Here is a 19618-nt window from a genome sequence, read left to right as displayed (position 1 = left end):
TATTCAGGTTTTCCGTTCATGGGCGGCCTGCGACAATGCAGGCTCCTGAACCGGGCCCGTCCATGACCGTACTCGTCACCGGCGCCGCCGGCTTCATCGGCGCCTACGTCTGCCAGGCCCTGGCCGCGCGCGGTGAGCGGGTGGCCGGCCTGGACAACTACAACGACTACTACGACCCGCGGCTCAAGCACGACCGCGTGGCCGCGCTGTGTCCGGACGTGGACATCCGCCGCCTGGATCTGGCCGACCGCGAGGGCCTGGCGGCACTGTTTGCCGAGCTGCGCCCGGACCGGGTGGTGCACCTGGCCGCCCAGGCCGGCGTGCGCTACTCGCTGCAGAACCCGCACGCCTACGTGGCCTCCAACCTGGAGGGCTTCGTCAACGTGCTGGAGCTGTGCCGGCACGGCGGCGTGCGGCACCTGGTGTACGCCTCCAGCAGTTCGGTGTACGGCGACTCGGCCACCCCGCCCTTCTCCGAGGACCAGCGCATCGACCGCCCGCGCTCGCTGTACGCGGCCACCAAGGCGGCCAACGAGCTGATGGCCTACACTTACGCCCAGCTGTACGGGCTGCCCGCCACCGGCCTGCGCTTCTTCACCGTGTACGGCCCGTGGGGCCGGCCGGACATGGCCCCGCTGCTGTTCTCGCGCGCGGTGCTGGCCGGGCGGCCGATCGAGGTGTTCAACCACGGCCGCATGGAGCGCGACTTCACCCACGTCTCGGACATCGTGGCCGGCGTGCTCGGCGCGCTGGACCATCCGCCGCGGGAGCCGGTGCCGCACCGGGTGTTCAACCTGGGCAACCACACCCCGGTGGCGCTGGAGGACTTCATCGGCGTGATCGAGCGCGCCGCCGGCCGCCCGGCACACAAGGTGTACCGCCCGCTGCAGCCCGGCGACATGGTCCGCACCATGGCCGACACCACCCGTGCCCGCCAGGCCTTCGGCTTCGAGCCGAAGGTGGGCATCGACACCGGCCTGCCGCCGGTGGTGCACTGGTGCCGCGACTACTTCGGCGCGGCGGCATGAGCCGTCCGCGCCCCCTTCCCTCCCGCCCCGGCAAACCATGAACCCCGAACTTTCCGTCGTCGTTCCGGTCTTCAACGAGCGCGACAACATCGCGCCGCTGGTGGACGAGCTCGTAGCCGCCCTGCGCGGGCGCCTGCCGTTCGAGATCGTCTACGTGGACGACCACTCCACAGACGACACCCTGGCCGTGCTGCAGGCGCTCAAGCCGCGCGTCCCGGAGCTGCGCGTGCTGCGCCACGCCACCCAGAGCGGGCAGAGCACCGCGGTGCGCACCGGCGTGAAGGCCGCGCGCGCGCCGTGGATCGCCACCCTCGACGGCGACGGCCAGAACGACCCGGCCGACATCCCGAAGCTGCTGGCCGCGCGCGACGCTGCCGGGCCCGAGGTCAAGCTGTTCGCCGGCTGGCGCGTGGACCGCAAGGACTCCGGCTCCAAGCGCTGGGCCAGCCGCTGGGCCAACCGCATCCGCGCGCGCATGCTGCGCGACAACACCCCGGACACCGGCTGCGGCATCAAGCTGTTCGAGCGCGAGGTGTTCCTCGACCTGCCCTACTTCGACCACATGCACCGCTACCTGCCGGCGCTGGTGCAGCGCGCCGGCTGGAAGACGGTCAGCGTGCCGGTCTCGCACCGCCCGCGCACGGCCGGCGTGTCCAAGTACAACAACCTCGGCCGCGCCCTGGTGGGCATCCGCGACCTGCGCGGGGTGGCCTGGCTGATCGCCCGCAGCCGCCGCACCGCGGTGGAGGAGCTCTGATGTCGGTGCTCGACCAGCCGATCGAATGGCTGTACTGGACCGGCCTGCACGTCACCGGCTGGAAGCTGATCGGCTACACCGGCGCGCTGATGTTCGGCGGCCGCTGGCTGGTGCAGTTCATCGCCTCCCGGCGCGCCGGCAAGCCGGTGATCCCGCGCCTGTTCTGGTACATGAGCGTGGCCGGCAGCCTGATGACCCTCAGCTACTTCCTGTTCTCGGCCAAGCAGGACTCGGTGGGCGTGCTGCAGAACCTGTTTCCCGCCTTCACCGCCTGCTACAGCCTGTACCTGGACATCCGCCACCGTGGCTGGAAGCGCGACCGGGCCGGCCACTGAGGCCGGCCCGGGGGACGGCCGGCAACTTGCGCCGGAAACGGCCGGCAGGGCATAATGCCCGACTCGCTGCGTCCGTCCCGACCGGACCGGCGGCCCCGGGGGCGCGACCTGGGCCGCGCCGGCAGCCGAGATCCTTCCCGCATCGCGTGCGCCGCCCCGTCCGCCAGGCCGGGCCGGCCGCGGGGCCGTCCGTCTCCCGGGCTATGGGCGACACCAGAACCTTTCGAGGTGCGTATGTCCCGCATTTGCCAAGTCACCGGCAAAAGCGTGCAGACCGGCAACAACGTCTCGCACGCCAACAACAAGACCCGCCGCCGTTTCCTCCCCAACCTGCACGAGCGCCGCTTCTGGGTGGCCTCGGAGAAGCGCTGGGTGAAGCTGCGCGTTTCCACCGCCGCTCTGCGCACCATCGACAAGAAGGGCATCGATGCCGTTCTGGCCGAGCTGCGCGCGCGTGGCGAGAAGATCTGAGGAGTAACCGACCATGGCTTCCAAGCGCGACAAGATCCGCCTGATCTCCTCGGCCGGCACCGGCCACTTCTACACCACCGACAAGAACAAGAAGAACACGCCGAACAAGATGGAGATCAAGAAGTACGATCCCGTCGTTCGCAAGCACGTGATCTACAAGGAAGGCAAGATCAAGTAATACCGGTCGCCTTCCGGTGTTCTTCGCAGCAGGGCCCGCCGCAGGGCGGGCCCTGCCGTTTCCGGGCGGCGCCGGCGCCGCGTGCCTTTGCGAAACCTTAGCGGGCCGGCCGCCGGCCCCGGCTACAATCGGCCCATGCATTCCCGCTGCGACCTCGCCATCGTCGGCGGCGGCGCCGCCGGCACGCTTGCGGCGATCCACTGCCTGCAACGTGCGCGGTCGCCGCTGCGCATCGTCCTGTTCGACTCCGCCGCCGAACCCGGCCGGGGCGTGGCCTACGGCACCGGCCGCCCCGAGCACGTGCTCAACGTGCCGGCCGGCAGGATGAGCCTGTTCCCGGACCAGCCGGAGGACTTCGTCGACTACCTCGCCGGCCTGCCCGGGTACGCCGGGCAGCTGCGCCAGGCGCTGGCCGTGCGCTTCGTGCCGCGCCGCGACTACGGCGCCTACGTGCAGGCGCGCCTGGCGCAGGTGCGGCAGGACAGCGCGGCCAGCCTGGAGCACGTGGCGGCGAAGGGGGCCACCGCCGAACGCGCGGACGGCGCCTGGCGCCTGGCCTGGGACGGCGGCCGGCTGCTGGCGGCGCGGGTGCTGCTGGCCACCGGCAACGCGCCGCGGCCGCTGCCGGCGCGCGGCGCCGGCGCGGGGCCGGCCCCGCGCCGGGTCGCGGCCTGGGACTACGAGGGCGTGGCCGCGATCGGCCCCGACGCGGCGGTGTGCATCGTCGGCACCGGCCTGAGCATGGTGGACGCGGTGCTCACCCTGGACGCCACCGGCCACCGCGGGCCGCTGCACCTGGTCTCGCGCCACGGCCTGCTGCCGCGCGCCCACGACCCGGCGCTGGCGGTGGACGAGGCCTTCGACCACGCCGAGCTGCTGCCGCTGGGCACCCGCGCGCGCCTGCGCCGGCTGCGCCGCCAGGTGCAGGACGCGGCCGCACGCGGCCTGTCCTGGCAGGCGGTGATCGAGCGGCTGCGCCCGCACGGGCCGGCGCTGTGGCAGTCGCTGCCCGAGCACGAGCAGCGCCGCTTCCTGCGCCACGCCGTGCGCCACTGGGACGTGCACCGCCACCGCATCGCCCCGGAGGTGCACGCGGTGCTGGAGCGCCTGCGCGCCTCCGGCCGCCTGCACCTGCACCGCGCGCGCCTGGAGCTGGCCGCGGCCGGCCCGCGCTGCGTGCAGCTGGCCCTGCGCGACGCGGCGCGCCGGCCGCACACCCTGGAGGTGGACCACGTGGTCAACGCCACCGGCGTGGAGCTGCGCGTGCAGGCCATGGGCAATCCGCTGCTGGAGCAGCTGCTGGGCGAGGGCCATGCCGTGCCCGGCGCGCACGGCATCGGCCTGGCCACCGACGCCGAGGGGCGCCTGCTGGACGCCGACGGCCGGCCCCAGGACGACCTGCGCGCCATCGGCAGCCTGCGCATCGGCCAGGCCTGGGAAAGCCTGGCCATCCCCGACCTGCGCCTGCAGGCCCAGGCCCTGGCCCAGGCCTGGGCCGGCTGAGGCCTCAGTCCCGCAGCAGCGCCAGCGCGCGCCGCAGCTGCGCGGCGCGGTCCAGGGCCACCGGCACCACCGCCACGTCCGGCTCGCCCTCCGGCGCCTCCAGCGCGGCGTACTGGCTGTCCAGCAGCGAAAGTGGCATGTAGTGGCCCCGGCGGCCGCGCATGCGTTCGGCCACCAGCGCTGGTTCCCCCTCCAGGTACAGGAAGCGCAGCGGCAGGCCGGCCTCGCGCGGGCGCTGGCGGTGCGCGGGGCGCGGCCCGGGGAAGGCCAGGGCCCCCCGCTCGCCGGCCTCCACCCGCCGGCGCAGCTCGGCGGCGATGCGCTCCACCCACGGCGCACGCATGGCGTCGGTCAGCGGCCGGCCCGCGGCCATGTGCGCCCGTGCTTCCTGGCTGTGGAAGTCGTCGGCGTCGAGGAAGGTCGCCGGCCAGGCCTGCGCCAGCGCGCGCGCCAGGGTGGTCTTGCCGCTGCCGGACACGCCCATCACCACCGCCACGCGGACACCGCTCATGCCGGCAGCTCCACGTGCACGGTGTAGTGCCGGCCCGGCTCCACCCGCGGCAGCAGGCCCGCCTCCAGCGACCGCCCGTCCACGGTCACGCGCGCGGCGTCCACGCCGGCCACGCGCTCCATCCACACCTCGAAGCCGGCGCCGCGGAAGCGCCGGCGCACGCGCGCGCCCGGCCAGTGCGAAGGCAGCTGCGGGGCGATGCGCAGGCCGGCGCCCTCGCCGCGCAGGCCGAACAGCTCCTCGACCAGGCAGCGGTACAGCCAGGCCGCGGTGCCGGTGTTGAACAGCTGGCTGGAACGGCCTGCGGTGCGCGGATACAGGCGCCAGGCGCCGCGGTAGTAGTTGGGCACGAACACCGGCAACTGCCCGCGCTGCACCAGGTCCTCCGGATCCGGGCCGGGCAGCATGGCGCGCAGCACGCGCCAGGCGCGGTCGGCCTCGCCCACCCGGTACAGCGCATAGGCCCAGAACGCGGCGGCGTGGTTGTAGACCGAACCGTTCTCGGCCGAGCCGGGGAACTTCTGGGTCAGCCGGCCCACGTCCTCGCGCATGCCGGTGTAGGGCGGATCGAGCATGGCCACGCCGTAGGGGGAGACCAGGTGCCGCTCCACCGCGGCGACCAGGCGCGCGCGCCGTTCCGCGTCGGCCGCGCCGCTGAGCAGCGCCCAGCTCTGCGGATTGAGGTAGATGCGGCCCTCGGCGTCGGCGCGCACGCCGAAGGCCGCGCCGTCGTCGGTGATGCCGCGGCCGTACCAGTCCCCGTCCCACAGGTGCGCATTGACCGCGGCGTTGAACTCCTCCGCGCCGCGGGCGAAGCGCGCGGCCTGCGCGGCCTCGCCGCGACGCTCGCACACCTGCGCCCACAGACGCAGTGCCCAGGCACTGGCCAGCGACAGCCAGCCGGACACGCCGCGGCCCTTCCAGCCGACCATGTTCATCGGGTCGCACCAGTCGCCCTGGGCGATGTAGCTCAGCCCGCGCGGGTCGCGCGCCTGCAGCAGCCAGTCCATGGCCCGGCCCACGCGCGCGGCCACCGTGGCGGTGTAGCCTTCGCGGTCGGTCACCGGTTCGTCGAGCAGGGCCGTATCGCCGGTCTCGTCCAGGTAGGCCGACAGGCAGACCGGCAGCCACACGCAATGGTCGGTGTGCGGCACCTGGTTGATGTACTTCAGCTCGGCCCCCTCCACCAGCAGGATGCCGTCGGGCATGGCCCCTTCCGGCTTCTGCTGGGCCAGCGCGTGCAGGAAGGCCGCGCGCGCCACCTCCGGGCGCACGTAGGCCATGCCCATGTGGTCCTGCAGGTAGTTGCGCGTCTGCGGGTCGGTGGTCAGGCGGTTGACGTCGCCATGGTAGTGCACCTGGCGCGGCAACCAGTGGTTGGCGAAGGCGTCGAACCAGGCCTCCGGCGTGTCCTGGTGCAGGCAGCCGCGGCCCTGTTCCAGGTGGGCGGCATGGGCCGCCTCCGCGGCCGCGAAGCCGCCCGGGCCCAGGTGGCGCGCGCGCAGCGCGCGCACCTGCGCATCGTCGCGCGCCGGCGCGAACACGAAGGCGAACGCCTCCTCCTGCCCGTCAGCCAGCGCCAGCCGGTACTGCAGCACCGCCGCCGGCAGCTCGTAGCGGGCGTCGCCGCGGGCCAGGGTGTCGCGGCCGAGGATCGCGTCCGGCGCATGCAGGCCGCCCTGCCCCTCGAACGCGACCTGGTTGGCCTCCCAGGCATCCGGCGCGCGGTCGTGCAGCAGCACGGTGCGGTCGAGGAAGTCGCGCTGGCGGAAGTAGTCCTCAACCTTCTGGTACGGCGTGACGCTGCTGCAGACGATGCCGCCCAGGTCGGCGCGGTATTCGCCGGCCTGGTTCATCCACGACATGTAACCGACCGGAAAGTACGGATACAGGCTGATGCGCCGCCCGCGCCCGGAGCGGTTGCGCACGCGCAGGGTCCACAGCTCGGCCACATCGTCCGCGGGCAGGACCACGCGCCATTCCAGCTCCAGACCGGCGCAGGCCACGGTCCAGGCCGCATCGCCCGCGCCCACGGCGAAGGCGAAGGTGTCCGGGCGGCGCTGCACCGGCGCGTACGGCACCGAGAACAGCGCGCCGTCCTCCTCGTCCTTGACGTAGCAGAACCGGCCCGGGTGGTGGGCGTAGTACGGCTGTTCCGGCTGCATGAAGGTCCTGGCCTCCAGCACCGGCGCATGCGCGTAGCGCGCCGGTTCCGGCTGCATGAACTGCGCGGTCGCATAGCCGCGGCAGTTGAGCTGCAGCAGCATGCGCCGGTTCCACAGGAAGGTGGAGGCGTTGGGCATCGCCACCGGGTCGTGCAGCACCAGGCGGCGGCCGCCGTCGACGAAGGCGCAGGGGGCCGCGCTCATGGCGCCGCCTCCGCGCGGCGGCGGCGGCGCAGGTCCGCCTGCACCCGCTCCAGGGTGGGCCCGTCCAGCGGGTAGAAGCGCATCACCCATGCCGCCAGCAGCGCCACCACGCCCGGGATCACGGTCAGCAGCAGGACGATGCCGGTGCGCGAGGCCTCGCCCTGCACCTGGTTGGCCACGTAGCCCAGCAGCGACAGCAGCCAGGCGATGGCCGCCGAGGCCAGCGCCCCGCCCAGCTTCTGCGAGAAGGTGGCGGCGGCGAAGGTCATCGCGGTGGCGCGGCGGCCTGTCTTCCACTCGGTGTAGTCGGCGCAGTCGGCGTACATGGAGAAGGCCAGCGGCGACTTCGGCCCCAGCAGCAGGCCCACCAGGAGGTTCATCGCCAGCAGCGCCCACACCGCGTCCGGCGGCAGCAGGTACATGGCGCAGGAGGCCACGCCCACGCCCGCCATCAGCCGGGCCAGCAGCCGGGTCTTGTCCACGTGGCGGGTCAGCAGCGGGGTCAGCGCCGCGCCGGCGGCCAGCGCCACCGAATAGCTGCCCAGGAACAGCCCGGTCAGTTCCGGCCGGCCGACGTGGTACTTGAGGTAGTAGGCCAGGGTGCCGGCACGCATGACGATGGTGACCATGATGATCAGCGCCAGGGCGAACAGCACCAGCCACGGCCTGTTGTGCAGCAGGTCGCGCACGTCCTGCCACACCGGACTGCGCTGCGCCGGCGGTGGCTGGATGCGCTCGCGGGTGGTGGCGAACACGGCCAGGAAGCAGGCCGTGGCCAGCACCCCGTACAGGCCCAGGGTCAGCTGCCAGCCCAGCGCCTCGTCGCCGCGGCCCAGCCGGCGCACCAGGCCAGGGGTGAGCCAGTTGACCAGGGTGGTGCCGGCGAAGGCGGCGATGAAGCGCCAGCTGACCAGGGCGGTGCGTTGCTGGCTGTCGGCGGTCATCACCCCCGAGAGTGCCGAGTACGGCATGCTCAGCACGGTGTAGGCCAGCATCATCAGGGTGAACGTGGCATAGGCCCACAGCAGCCGCCCGCCCGGCTCCAGGTCCGGCACCGTCCAGGTCAGCACCCCGGCCATCGCCAGCGCCGGGCCGCCGTACAGCAGGTAGGGACGGAAGCGGCCGTGGCGGCTGCGGGTGCGGTCGGCCAGTGCGCCCATCAGCGGATCGGTGGCCGCGTCCACGATCTTGGTCGCCAGCATCATCGTGCCCACCGCCGCCGCGGCCAGGCCCATGACGTCGGTGTAGAAGATCAGCAGGTAGGCCGAGATGTTGGCCCAGTACAGGTTGAAGCCGAAGTCGCCGACGGCGTAGCCGGCCTGCTCGCGCAGGCGCAGGCGGGCCTCGCCGTCGGCGCGCCGCGTTGCGGCGGTGTCGCTGGCCTGTGCTGGTGCCATGTCCCCTCGCCCGGACGGGGCCGGCCGCGGCGCGGCCGGCCGTTGACAGCGTTGTCGAGCTTGGGCCCTCGGCGCCCGCATGGCAAGCGCGGCGCCCCCGTGCGCCGGAGAACGGAAGTACACTGCCTGCCTTCGGACTGGGTCGGAGGAGGGGCCGCCTTGGTCTCGAGCTGGATCCTGCTGCTGGTGTCCGTGGGCTATGCCGCGCTGCTGTTCGCGGTGGCGTGGTGGGGCGACCGCCGCCCCATGTACCCGGACCGGCCCTGGCTGCGCCCGGTGGTCTACAGCCTGGCGCTGGCGGTCTATTGCTCGTCGTGGACGTTCTACGGCGCGGTCGGCAGCGCCGTGCGCAACGGCCTGGGCTACGTGCCCATCTACCTGGGCCCGATCCTCCTGCTGCTGTTCGGCTGGCGCATCATCGAGCGCCTGGCACTGATCGCGCGCAGCCAGAACACCGTCTCCATCGCCGACTTCATCTCCGCCCGCTACGGCCGCTCACGGCGCCTGGCGGCGCTGGTGACGCTGATCGCCCTGGTCGGCGTGGTGCCCTACGTGGCGCTGCAGTACAAGGCCGTGGCCCTGAGCCTGGGCGTGCTCAGCGGCCAGGACACCGGGCAGGTCCCGGTGGCCGCCGACCCGGCGCTGTACGTGGCGCTGCTGATGGCGCTGTTCGCCGCCCTGTTCGGCACCCGCCAGGTGGACGCCACCGAGCACCACCACGGCATGATGCTGGCCATCTCGCTGGAGTCGCTGGTCAAGCTGGTGGCGCTGGTGGCGGTGGGCGTGTTCGCGTGGCTGTGGCTGGACGGGCGCGGCGGCAACCTGGAGGAGTCGGCCTACACCCTGTTCGCCAGCGCGCCGCCGACCGGCTTCCTGACCCAGACCCTGCTCAGCTTCCTGGCCATCGTCTGCCTGCCGCGCCAGTTCCAGGTGGCGGTGGTCGAGTGCGGCGACGTGGCCGACATCCGCAAGGCGCGCTGGATGTTCAGCGGGTACCTGCTGCTGGTGACGCTGATGGTGCTGCCCATCGCCGCGGCCGGCGTGGCCCTGTTCGGCCGCGACGGCGCGGTGCCCAGCGACACCTTCGTGCTGGCCCTGCCGCTGGCCGAGAGCCGGGACGCGCTGGCCCTGGCCGCGTACGTGGGCGGCTTCTCCGCGGCCACCGGCATGGTGATCGTGGCCTCCATCGCCCTGGCCACCATGGTCAGCAACGACCTGGTGATGCCGGTGCTGCTGCGCCGCGGCTGGGGCGAGCGCCACGCGGCCGCGGACGTGGCCTCGCTGGTGCTGTGGATCCGCCGCGCCGCGATCCTGTTGCTGTCGCTGTGCGCCTACGGCTACTACCGCTGGGCCGGCGGCGACACCACCCTGGCCTCCTACGGCCTGATGGCCTTCGCCGCGGTGGCCCAGTTCGGCCCCGGCCTGATCGGCGGCCTGTACTGGCGCGGCGCCAGCCGCCGCGGCGTGGAGTGGGGCCTGCTGGCCGGCTTCGCCACCTGGACCTACACCCTGCTGCTGCCGGCGCTGGCCAACTCCGGCCTGTTCGACTCGGGCTGGGTGCACGAGGGCCCGTTCGGGCTGGGCTGGCTGCGGCCGCAGCAGCTGTTCGGGCTCAGCGGCTGGGACGCGCTGACCCACGGCACGTTCTGGTCGCTGCTGATCAACAGCGCGGTGATGATGGTGGTGTCGGCCCGCTGGCGGCCCAGCGTGGACGAGCGCCTGCGCATCGCCCCGTTCCTGGACCCGTACGCCGAGCGCCAGATCCTCAGCCACGGCGACTGGCCGGGCAACGTCAGCGTCGGCGACCTGCGCGCGCTGGCCGTGCGCATCGTCGGCGACCGCCACGCCCGCCGCGCCTTCGCCGAGCAGGCCGCCGCGCTGGGCCGCGAGCTCAACCCGGCCGCCGCCGCCGACCGCGGCTGGATCCAGTTCACCGAACGCCTGCTGGCCGCCTCCATCGGCGCGGCCTCGGCGCGCCTGGTGCTGACCTCGGTGCTGCGCGGCTCGGGCATGCACCTGGACGAGGTGATGGCGCTGCTGGACGAGGCCGGCCAGGAACTGCGCTTCAACCGCGAGATCCTGTCTACCACCCTGGAGAACATCAGCGCCGGCGTGAGCGTGGTGGACCCGGACATGCGCCTGGTGGCCTGGAACCGCCGCTACCAGCAGATGTTCGGCTATCCGGACGGCATGCTCTACGTCGGCCGCCCGGTCGCCGATCTGATCCGTTACAACGCCGAGCGCGGCGAGCTGGGCGAGGGCAGCGTCGAGGAGCACATCCGCAAGCGCATCGAGCACATGCGCGCCGGCACGCCGCACGTGTTCGAGCGCGTGCGCTCCGACGGCACGGTGATCGAGATGCGCGGCCAGGCCCTGCCCGGCGGCGGCTACGTCACCAGCTACAACGACATCACCGCCTACAAGCGCGCCGAGCAGGCCCTGCGCGAGGCCAACGAGACCCTGGAGCAGCGCGTGGCCGAGCGCACCCGCGAGGCCGAGCTGGCGCAGCAGTCGCGCACCCGCTTCCTGGCCGCGATCAGCCATGACGTGCTGCAGCCGCTCAACGCCGCACGCCTGTTCGCCTCGGCCCTGCGCGACGGCAACCACGGGCCGGAGGAGCTGCGCCACCTGGCCGAGCGCGTGGACACCTCGCTGCGCGCGGCCGAGGAGCTGCTGGACGGTCTGCTCGACGTCTCCCGCCTGGACGCCGGCGCGCTGGAGATCGAGGTGCGCGAGTTCGACGCCGGCGGGCTGCTGCGCGAACTGGCGGCGCAGTACGCACCGGTGGCCTCCGGCCGCGGCCTGGACCTGCGCGTGCACGCGCGCAGCTGCGCGGTGCGCAGCGACCGCCGCCTGCTGCGGCGGGTGCTGCAGAACTTCCTGGCCAACGCCCTGCGCTACACCCGCCAGGGCCGCATCGTGCTGGGCATGCGCATCCACGGCGACCAGGTGCGGCTGCAGGTCTGGGACACCGGCCCGGGCATTCCCGAGCAGCACATGCGCCAGATCTACGAGGAGTTCCATCGCTACCAGCAGCCGTTCGACTGGGGCGAGCGCGGCCTGGGCCTGGGCCTGTCCATCTGCCAGCGCATCTCGCGCCTGCTGGACCACGCCCTGGACGCGCGCAGCCAGGTGGGCCGCGGCAGCATGTTCTCCATCACCGTGCCGCGCGCGGCCGGCCTGCCCGCGCCGGCGCCGCGCCCGGCCGCGGCGCTGCCGGCCTCCGGCTCGCTGGCCGGCCTGCGCGTGCTGTGCGTGGACAACGACCAGGAGATCCTGGACGGCATGCGCGCCCTGCTCACGCGCTGGGAGGCCATCGCCATCACCGCCACCACCGTGGACGAGGCGCTGGCGCGCATGGCCGACAGTGCACCGCAGGCGATGCTGGTGGACTTCCACCTGCACGACCGCATGGACGGCTTGGACGCGCTGGACGCGCTGCGGCGCGTCGGCGGACCGGTCCCCGGCGCGCTGCTGACCGCCGACGGCCGCGACGAGCTCAAGCGGCAGGCGCGCCTGCGCGGCTACCAGCTGCTGACCAAGCCGGTGAAGCCGGCCTCGCTGCGCGCCTGGCTGGCGGCGCAGGTGCCGGCCGCCGAGCGCGCCGAGGCCTCGCCCTGAGCGGTCAGGCGCCGCCGCGTTCGCGCTCCAGCAGCGCGCGCTTGCGCTCCACGCCCCAGCGGTAGCCGGACAGGCCGCCGTCGCTGCGCACCACGCGGTGGCAGGGTACGGCCACGGCCACCGGGTTGGCGCCGCAGGCCGCGGCCACCGCGCGGGTGGCGCCGGGATGGCCGATGCGCCGCGCCAGCTCGGCATAGGACACGGTCTGCCCGGGCGGGATGGCGCGCAGCGCCTGCCAGACCCGTTGCTGGAAGGCGGTGCCGCGCAGGTCCAGCGGCAGGTCCAGGCCGGTGGCCGGATCCTCGACCAGGGCCACCACCCGCGCCACCCAGTCCTCGAAGGCGCGGTCCGCGCCGACCAGCTCGGCCGCGCGGAAGCGGTCCTGCAGGTCGCGCACCAGCGCCTCGGGATCGTCGCCCAGGAACACCGCGCACACGCCCTTGTCCGAGGCGGCCACCAGCAGCGCGCCCAGCGAGCACTGCGCCACGGCGAAGCGGATCACCAGGCCGCGGCCGCACGCGCGGCAGGCACCCGGGGACATGCCCAGGTCGCGCCCCGCGCGCGCGTAGAAGGCACTGCTGGAACCGAAGCCGGCCGCGTAGAGCGCCTCGGTGACACGCGCGCCGCCGGCCAGACGCTCCTGCAGGCGGCGGGCGCGGTGCGCGGCCGCGTACGCCCGGGGCGTCATGCCGGTGATGCGGCGGAACAGGCGGTGGAAATGGAAAGGACTCAGCCCCGCCTCCGCGGCCAGCGTCTCCAGCGTGGGGGGCTCCTCCGCCGCCTCGATGCGCCGGCAGGCGGCGGCAACCAGCTCCGCCTGGCGCACGTGCGCCGGCGCCTGGTCCGGGCGGCAGCGGCGGCCGGCACGGTAGCCGGCGTGCTCGGCCGCCTGCGCGCTGGCGAAGAAGGCCACGTGCTCGCGCCGCGGCCGGCGCGCGCCGCACGAGGGCCGGCAGTACACGCCGGTGGTCGCCACCGCGTAGAAGAACGCGCCGTCGGCCCGTGGATCGCGTGCCAGCACCGCGGCCCAGCGTTCCCCGTCGCTGGCATAGCGGGCGTGCGGTCGAGTCGAGGTGGCCATGTCCATCGAAGCTATCCCATCGGCAGGCGTGCCGCCATCGCGGTCCGGCGGCGGTCGGGCGCAGTGTGCGCCGGGCGGCGCGCCGGCGCGTCCGGTTTCTTGCGCCCGAATCCGGGCCGCGTGCCGGCCACGTTGATCGGGTCCGGCCGCTGGCTTACCGTGGCGGGGCGTCCCGTCCCGCACCCCGATGAATACGTTCCGCCGCCTGCTGAGGAGGCCCGCGCCCTGCTGGAGCGCGCCGACCCGTCGCGCCCGCGCTTCCTGGAGCTGGCCCGCGAGTTCGACCGCACCGTGGCCCGCATCCACGAGCTGGCCGGCGCCGAGGAGCGCGTGCCGCTGGGGCGGGACTCCATGGCGGCCTGACTACCGGCGGCGCGGCCATCCCGCCGCGCCGCCACTCCCGCTTGGCCACAGGGACGCGGGGGCGGGAATGGTGGGCCACCGGGGCCTGCTCCTGTCAGCCGTTTCAGGCTGTCGCCTCCTGCGGCGACACCGCCCATGCCGCCGACAAGGCTTCGGCCTGCCGCAGCACCGTCTGCACGGCGGCGTCCTGGAGGTCCGGCGGGTAGCCGTACTTGCGCAGGATGCGCTTGACCAGCACCCGCATGCGGGCGCGGGCCGATTCCCGGTGCGCCCAGTCCACCGTCACGTTCTCCCGCAGGCTCACCAGCAGCTCGTGGGCGATCACCTTGAGCTGGTCGTCGCCCATCACCTGCACGGCGCTTTCGTTCTCGGCCAGGGCGTCGTAGAAGGCGATTTCCTCCTCGGTCAGCCCCTGCTCTTCCCCTCGCTGGCGCGCCGCGCGGATGTCTTTGGCCAGCTGGATCAGTTCCTGCAGCACCTCGGCCGTGGTGATGGCGTTGGCGTGGTAACGGGCCACCGCGTCCTCCAGCCGCTCCGAAAACGCCCTGGTCTGGACCACGTTGCTCTTGCTGCGCGAGCGGATGCCGTCGTTGATGAGCTTGCGCAGGGCCTCCAGCGCCAGGTTCTTCTTCTCCATCTGCTGCACCTCGGCCAGGAACTCGTCCGAGAGGATGGAGATGTCCGGGCTCCTGAGCCCGGCGGCCTTCAGGATGTCCACGATCTCGGTCGAGACCACGGCGCGGCTGACGATCTGCTGGATGGCCAGCTCGCGCTCCTGCCGGGTCGGGCCCGGTCCGGTGCCGCTCTTGACCAGCGCGGCACGGATGGCCTGGAAGAAACCGACCTCTTCGCGGATCGCGCGCGCCTCGTCCGAGGCGGCGGCCAGGGCATAGGCCCTGGACAGGGCCAGCACGGCGTCCTGGTAGCGGCGATGAGCTTTTTTCTTGCCCTCGTCCGTAGTCTCCTGCGCCGCCAGCCGCTGCTGCATGTCCAGCACCCATTCGATGGCCCCCGCCATCACTGCCAGCCGCTCCTGTGGTGTTCCACTCAACGCCGTGGCGTAGTCGAAGCCGTGGAACATGCCGCGCACGACCTCGTACTTCTCCAACATCACCGCGATGGCCCTGGCCTCGTCGATGCCGGTGTTCTCGCGGTCCTTCGGCGAGTACTGCGCCAGCGCCGACTTCAGGTTCTGCGCGATGCCGATGTAGTCCACCACCAGGCCGGCGGGCTTGTCGCGGAACACGCGGTTGACGCGCGCGATGGCCTGCATCAGGCCGTGGCCGCGCATCGGCTTGTCCACGTACATGGTGTGCATGCAGGGCGCGTCGAAGCCGGTCAGCCACATGTCGCGCACGATCACCAGCTTCAGGGGATCGTCCGGATCGCGGGCACGCCTGGCCAGCAGGTCGCGCCGGGCCTTGTTGCCGATGTGCGGCTGCCACTCGGGCGGGTCGCTGGCCGCCCCCGTCATCACGATCTTGACCACCCCGGCGTTGTCGTCCGGGCTGTGCCAGTCCGGGCGCAGTTTGACGATCTCGTCGTAGAGGGCCACGCAGATGCGGCGGCTCATGCACACCACCATGGCCTTGCCGTCCAGCGCGGCCACGCGGCTTTCGAAGTGCTGCACGATGTCGGCGGCCACCTGCCGCAGGCGCTTTTCCGCGCCCACCAGCGCCTCGATGGTGGCCCACTTCTGCTTGGCGCGTTCGCGGGCGGTCTCTTCCTCGCCCTCCAGGATCTCCTCCACCTCGGCGTCGATCCTGGGCTTCTCGTCCTCGTCCAGCTCGATGCGCGCCAGGCGGGACTCGTAGTAGATCGGCACCGTGGCGCCGTCCTCGACCGCGCGGCTGATGTCGTAGATGTCGATGTAGTGGCCGAACACCGCCGGGGTGTTGACGTCATCCGCCTCGATGGGCGTGCCGGTGAAGCCGATGAAGGAGGCGTTCGGCAGGGCATCACGCATGTACTTGGCAAAGCCGTAGGAGACTTCGCCGGTCTTCGCATCCACCCTGGCCTTGAAGCCGTACTGGCTGCGGTGTGCCTCATCGGCGATGACCACCACGTTGCGGCGGGTGGTCAACGGCGCCGTGACTTCGCCGAACTTCTGCAGGGTGGTGAAGATCACGCCGCCCGACGCGCGGTTCAGCAGCGCCTGCAGGTGCTCGCGGCTCTCGGCCTGCACCGGTGTCTGCCGGATCAGGTCGCGGCACATGGAGAAAGTGGCGAAGAGCTGGTCGTCCAGGTCGTTGCGGTCGGTCAGCACCACCAGGGTCGGGTTCTCCATCGCCGGGTGCCTGACCAGCTGCCCCGCGTAAAAGGCCATCAACAGGCTCTTGCCGGAGCCCTGCGTGTGCCAGATCACCCCCGCGCGCCGGTCGCCCGGGCGCTGGGACTTCACGCTGGGCAGACCGTATTCCGCGGGATCTTCGTCCACTTCCTGGACCTGCATGGCCGCGCGCACCGTGGACTCCACGGCCTTCTTCACCGCGTGGAACTGGTGGTAGCCGGCGATGATCTTCACCAGCCCGGAACCCGTCTCGCCAAAGACCGTGAAATCCCGCACCAGATCGAGCAGCCGGCGATGCTCGAACACGCCCTCGATCAGCGTCGGCAGTTCCGGCGCCCCCTTGGGCGCGACCTCCGTGCCGTCCGTGGTGCGCCACGGCATGAACCGCTCCAGGTCGGCCGACAGCGATCCCACCCGGGCAGAGATGCCATCGGACGTGACCAGCAGCGCGTTGGTGTGGAACAGCTGGGGGATCTGCTGCTTGTAGGTCTGCAGCTGGTTGAAGGCACCGGCCAGCGTGGCGTTCCCGCTGCCCGGCGCCTTGAGCTCGATCACCGCCAGCGGCAGGCCGTTGACGAACACCACCACGTCGGGCCGGCGGGTGTTCCGGCCGTTGATCACCGTGAACTGGCGCACCGCCAGCCAGTCGTTGTTCTCCGGGTGTTCGAAGTCGACCAGCACCACCTTGCCGGCGGTCAGCGTGCCATCCTGTGCGTAGTACTCGACGTCCACGCCCTCTGTCAGCAGCCTGTGGAGGCGGCGGTTCTCTTCGAGCAGGGCGGGCAGTTCGGACTGCGTGACCCTGCCGATCGCGTCCTGCCGCGCCTCCGGCGGCACCCCGGGGTTCAGGCGGGCAACGGCATCCTCGAACCGCCTGCGCAGCACCACCTCATTGTGGCTCTCGCGCTCCGGCCGGTGGCCGTCGGGGCCGATGTCCTCCTCGCGCTCGATGCTGTAACCGAGCGCGCGCAGCTGGTCCAGCAGCGCGCTTTCGATCTCCGCCTCAGACAGAAATGCCATGCGTCTATCCCTCTTCCCTGCCGCCCGGCAGGGCGAGCATGTTCTCGATCAGGCGGATCATCACGTCCTTGTTCTTGGCGTCGGACTCCGCCACCAGCAGCGCCAGCGCCGCCAGGCCCACATCGTTGATCACCGGTTCGCCGTTGCGCAGCAGGCGCCCGTTGCGTGCCAGGAAATCCACGAACAGGAAGGCCCCGCTGCGCTTGTTGCCGTCCGCGAACGGATGGTTCTTGATGACGAAATACAGCAGGTGCGCGGCCTTGGTCTCCACCGTGGGATAGGCCGGCTCGCCGAACACGGTCTGGTCAAGGTTGCCCAGCAGAGCCGCGAAGGCATCGCCGCGCTCGCGCCCGAAGAGCTCGGAAGCCTCGCCGCGCGCCATCAGATCAGCCTTCAGCCGCGCAATGGCGGCACGGGCCTCGTCCAGTGTCGGCAGCACGCCGCCCGGACTGCCCGCCGGTGCGGTCAGCAGTCCCTCGTCATAGCGTTGCAGCCACAGGAAGGTCTGGGTGTAGTGCGCGATCACGTCCACCAGCCCGCGGCCCTGATCGGCGGTCAGCGCCGCGCCGGCCGCGGCCCTGCGCACCAGCTGCAGCGCGGCTTCCAGCTCGGCGGCGTTGCGTTCGAAGCGCTGGCGGTTCAGGGTGAAGCCACGGGTCAGGTGCTCACGCAGTACGGTAGTTGCCCACTGGCGAAAGCGCGTGGCTTTCGCGGAACTGACCCGATACCCCACGGAAATGATGGCGTCGAGGTTGTAGTGCTTGAGCCGGCGTCGTACCTGCCGCGCGCCCTCCTGGCGAACTACCGAGAAATCCTCGGTAGTTGCCGCCTCCTGAAGCTCCCGCTCCTTGTAAATGTTCTTGAGGTGCAGGCTGATGTTGTCACTGGAAGTGCCGAACAGCTCGGCCATCTGCGCCTGCGTCAGCCACACGGTCTCTCCCTCCAGCCGCACCTGGACCGGACCGTTTTCAGCTTCGAAGATGACGAGTTGCCCAGCTTCGTTCATAAGTCACGTTCCTTGAGGAAGGCTTGGGCATCGGAGATACGCAGCGCGCCGGAAATCAGGCCGTGCGGATCATGCGCATCGAGCCGCGAGGCCCGCACGGCCTGTACGCCCCTGCGGATCGCGTCCTGCCGCGCCTCCGGCGGCACCGCGGGATTCAGGCGTTCGACTGCATGCTCGAACCGCCCGCGCAGCACCACCTCGTCATGGCTCTCGCGCTCCGGGCGGTGTCCATCGGGGCCGATGTCGTCCTCGCGTTCAACGCTGTAACCGAGCGCGCGCAGCTGATTCAGCAGCGCTTGCTCCACGGCGGCCTCGGATAGGAAGGCCATCAGTTTGCCTCCTCGACTCCTGGTTCCACGGCATCTTTTGCGACACTGGCGTAATGAATTTTTGTGAGCTCAGAGGTGAGAAAATCGTCCATCAATACCTTGATGAACAAGTCTTTGGAAACCTTGGTATCCAGAACTACCTTATTGTTTTCATCATTGAATCGAATGCGCCCGGCTAGACCAGGAAATGCACTGCAAAACTGGACGATGCTTTCGCCTGAAATACCAGCCTTAAGGACAGGCGACGCTTTAGCAATCTTGGTGAGGCGACGCGCATATTTCACATCATCGACAAGCTCACGCAAGACATCTGGATTGGCCACCAATTCCGCTGAGACGATGGCATTAATGCCCAGCGCTGCCTCCTTTTTAATCACATCGTGAAACCCGAAGTTATGCTCTAGCGCCTCAAGATTCAGCACCAGCAGGTTTCCATTAATCCGCATCATCTGGAACCCGGCGCTGACGCGTAAGAATTCGTCATCCAGCCGCTCAAGGCGACTCTCATGCTTTCGCAAGAAAAAACTTGATCGGCCAAAGATGTTGACGGGAGCCATGGTCTTGTACAAAACCAGCTGCCTTGCGTCATTGCCGATTTCAATCAGAAGAGCCCTGATTGAGGAAAGGCTTGCTTCATTCAGATCTAGAACCGGCAGGTTGTCTTGAGCAATTACAGTCTCAAGTGCTGTCAGCTCTTCAGGGATGTCGAGATCGTAAACATAGATGGCATTGACTCGCTCATCCGCGCTCGACAAGTCGAGTACCGTCAGTTCCTCTTTGCTGGAAATTTCGTCCCGCAGACTTTGCAGAAACAAGGTTTTGAGTCCAGCTTCTGCATCGGCTTCAATATCCAGCTTGAAGGGACCAGGACAATATGCATCCTTCATTAGCGCATACACGCAAACGCCGATATTGGCCTGGTCGTTATAGTAGTCCTGCAAGGCCGCTTTCAGTTCATCCGCGATCACCTTACCCCCCTGACGTAGTAAATTCGGTCATCCAGCCTTATGTAAGAAACTCTCTGATTATCCGCCAGTCGTTCGCGACAAATCAGCGTGATGCCTTCTCGCTCACCATTCTTGAAATGACCACTGGCGCGGTAAATATGAAAACCAAGCAACGCCAAGGACGGATTGGCATAAAACAAATCCGTCTTGATATGGCTCTGTTGAATTTCAAGTGGGTTGCCGGGCATGAGGGTTGATCACTGCGAAGTCGAGCTTGCCGGCGACCAGGAAGATGACGGTTCTGATAGTGGTGAAGCGGGTGAAGCCGCGAGCGCGGCGCTTGGCGGACTGAAACAGGCCGTTGAGCGCTTCGAGGAAGCCGTTGGTCTGGCGGGTCTGGGCCCAGGCGACG

The 19618-nt window shown here is 70.7% G+C and carries 17 protein-coding genes and 1 pseudogene; 8 read left to right on the top strand and 10 right to left on the bottom strand.

Annotated elements, in window-relative coordinates:
• The first annotated feature begins 62 nt into the window (after positions 1-62).
• The 6 genes from CR938_RS08985 to CR938_RS08960 all read left to right on the top strand — a co-directional run bounded on the left by CR938_RS08985 (position 63) and on the right by CR938_RS08960 (position 4272).
• Entirely contained in the window at positions 63-1028 is a 966-nt protein-coding gene (locus CR938_RS08985; protein ID WP_162124688.1) for an NAD-dependent epimerase/dehydratase family protein, read from the top strand.
• Between the two features lie 37 nt (positions 1029-1065).
• Complete coding sequence (locus tag CR938_RS08980; protein WP_162124687.1) at positions 1066-1785, top strand: glycosyltransferase family 2 protein; 720 nt, start codon at positions 1066-1068, stop codon at positions 1783-1785.
• Positions 1785-2120, top strand: a complete 336-nt coding sequence (locus CR938_RS08975) for a lipid-A-disaccharide synthase N-terminal domain-containing protein (RefSeq protein WP_162124686.1) — start codon at positions 1785-1787, stop codon at positions 2118-2120. Before CR938_RS08980 ends, CR938_RS08975 begins: the two co-directional genes overlap by 1 nt.
• A gap of 234 nt (positions 2121-2354) precedes the next feature.
• Positions 2355-2591, top strand: coding sequence for a 50S ribosomal protein L28 (gene rpmB / locus CR938_RS08970; protein WP_162124685.1), 237 nt, complete (start codon positions 2355-2357; stop codon positions 2589-2591).
• A gap of 13 nt (positions 2592-2604) precedes the next feature.
• Positions 2605-2769, top strand: a complete 165-nt coding sequence (rpmG, locus tag CR938_RS08965) for a 50S ribosomal protein L33 (RefSeq protein WP_019398349.1) — start codon at positions 2605-2607, stop codon at positions 2767-2769.
• Between the two features lie 135 nt (positions 2770-2904).
• On the top strand, positions 2905-4272 hold the full coding sequence (locus tag CR938_RS08960) for an FAD/NAD(P)-binding protein (protein WP_162124684.1): 1368 nt from the start codon (positions 2905-2907) through the stop codon (positions 4270-4272).
• Positions 4273-4276: 4 nt separating this feature from the next.
• Here the strand turns inward: CR938_RS08960 and CR938_RS08955 are convergent, their stop codons facing one another.
• From CR938_RS08955 to CR938_RS08945, 3 genes are read right to left on the bottom strand one after another with little or no spacing between them, the layout of a single operon-like run.
• Positions 4277-4783 (bottom strand): gluconokinase, encoded by a 507-nt coding sequence (locus CR938_RS08955; RefSeq protein WP_162124683.1) that lies wholly within the window; start codon positions 4781-4783, stop codon positions 4277-4279.
• The gene (locus tag CR938_RS08950) at positions 4780-7152 is read right to left on the bottom strand and encodes a GH36-type glycosyl hydrolase domain-containing protein (protein ID WP_162124682.1); all 2373 of its coding nucleotides are present in this window, start codon (positions 7150-7152) and stop codon (positions 4780-4782) included. The genes CR938_RS08955 and CR938_RS08950 overlap by 4 nt, the downstream gene beginning before the upstream one ends.
• On the bottom strand, positions 7149-8549 hold the full coding sequence (locus CR938_RS08945; RefSeq protein WP_162124681.1) for an MFS transporter: 1401 nt from the start codon (positions 8547-8549) through the stop codon (positions 7149-7151). The genes CR938_RS08950 and CR938_RS08945 overlap by 4 nt, the downstream gene beginning before the upstream one ends.
• A 159-nt stretch (positions 8550-8708) precedes the next feature.
• On the opposite strand from CR938_RS08945, the gene CR938_RS08940 reads away from it, so the two are divergent.
• On the top strand, positions 8709-12170 hold the full coding sequence (locus tag CR938_RS08940; protein WP_162124680.1) for a hybrid sensor histidine kinase/response regulator: 3462 nt from the start codon (positions 8709-8711) through the stop codon (positions 12168-12170).
• Positions 12171-12174: 4 nt separating this feature from the next.
• Here CR938_RS08940 and ada read toward each other — a convergent pair whose 3' ends face one another.
• Positions 12175-13251 (bottom strand): bifunctional DNA-binding transcriptional regulator/O6-methylguanine-DNA methyltransferase Ada, encoded by a 1077-nt coding sequence (gene ada, locus CR938_RS08935; RefSeq protein WP_162124695.1) that lies wholly within the window; start codon positions 13249-13251, stop codon positions 12175-12177.
• A 159-nt stretch (positions 13252-13410) separates the two neighbouring features.
• Between ada and CR938_RS08930 the strand changes: the two genes are divergently transcribed.
• Complete coding sequence (locus CR938_RS08930) at positions 13411-13614, top strand: hypothetical protein (protein WP_162124679.1); 204 nt, start codon at positions 13411-13413, stop codon at positions 13612-13614.
• Between the two features lie 103 nt (positions 13615-13717).
• On the opposite strand, the gene CR938_RS08925 is transcribed toward CR938_RS08930, so the two are convergent.
• The 6 genes and pseudogenes from CR938_RS08925 to CR938_RS08900 form a co-directional block, all read right to left on the bottom strand.
• Positions 13718-16924 (bottom strand): type I restriction endonuclease subunit R, encoded by a 3207-nt coding sequence (locus CR938_RS08925; protein WP_162124678.1) that lies wholly within the window; start codon positions 16922-16924, stop codon positions 13718-13720.
• 4 nt (positions 16925-16928) lie between these two features.
• Entirely contained in the window at positions 16929-17930 is a 1002-nt protein-coding gene (locus CR938_RS08920) for a virulence RhuM family protein/type II toxin-antitoxin system death-on-curing family toxin (protein ID WP_019397707.1), read from the bottom strand.
• 77 nt (positions 17931-18007) lie between these two features.
• Positions 18008-18259: pseudogene (locus CR938_RS08915) on the bottom strand (type I restriction endonuclease); the annotation flags it as partial.
• Entirely contained in the window at positions 18259-19227 is a 969-nt protein-coding gene (gene kwaB, locus CR938_RS08910) for an anti-phage protein KwaB (protein ID WP_162124676.1), read from the bottom strand. The gene kwaB and the pseudogene CR938_RS08915, both read right to left, overlap by 1 nt.
• Complete coding sequence (locus tag CR938_RS08905; RefSeq protein WP_211365211.1) at positions 19224-19454, bottom strand: hypothetical protein; 231 nt, start codon at positions 19452-19454, stop codon at positions 19224-19226. Before CR938_RS08905 ends, kwaB begins: the two co-directional genes overlap by 4 nt.
• A partial coding sequence (locus CR938_RS08900) for a transposase (RefSeq protein ID WP_162124675.1) occupies positions 19435-19618 on the bottom strand: 184 nt, incomplete at its 5' end. The genes CR938_RS08905 and CR938_RS08900, both read right to left, overlap by 20 nt.

Source organism: Pseudoxanthomonas taiwanensis, from assembly GCF_010093135.1.
GTDB lineage: Bacteria > Pseudomonadota > Gammaproteobacteria > Xanthomonadales > Xanthomonadaceae > Pseudoxanthomonas > Pseudoxanthomonas taiwanensis.
This window is presented reverse-complemented; position numbering and strand designations above follow the sequence as displayed.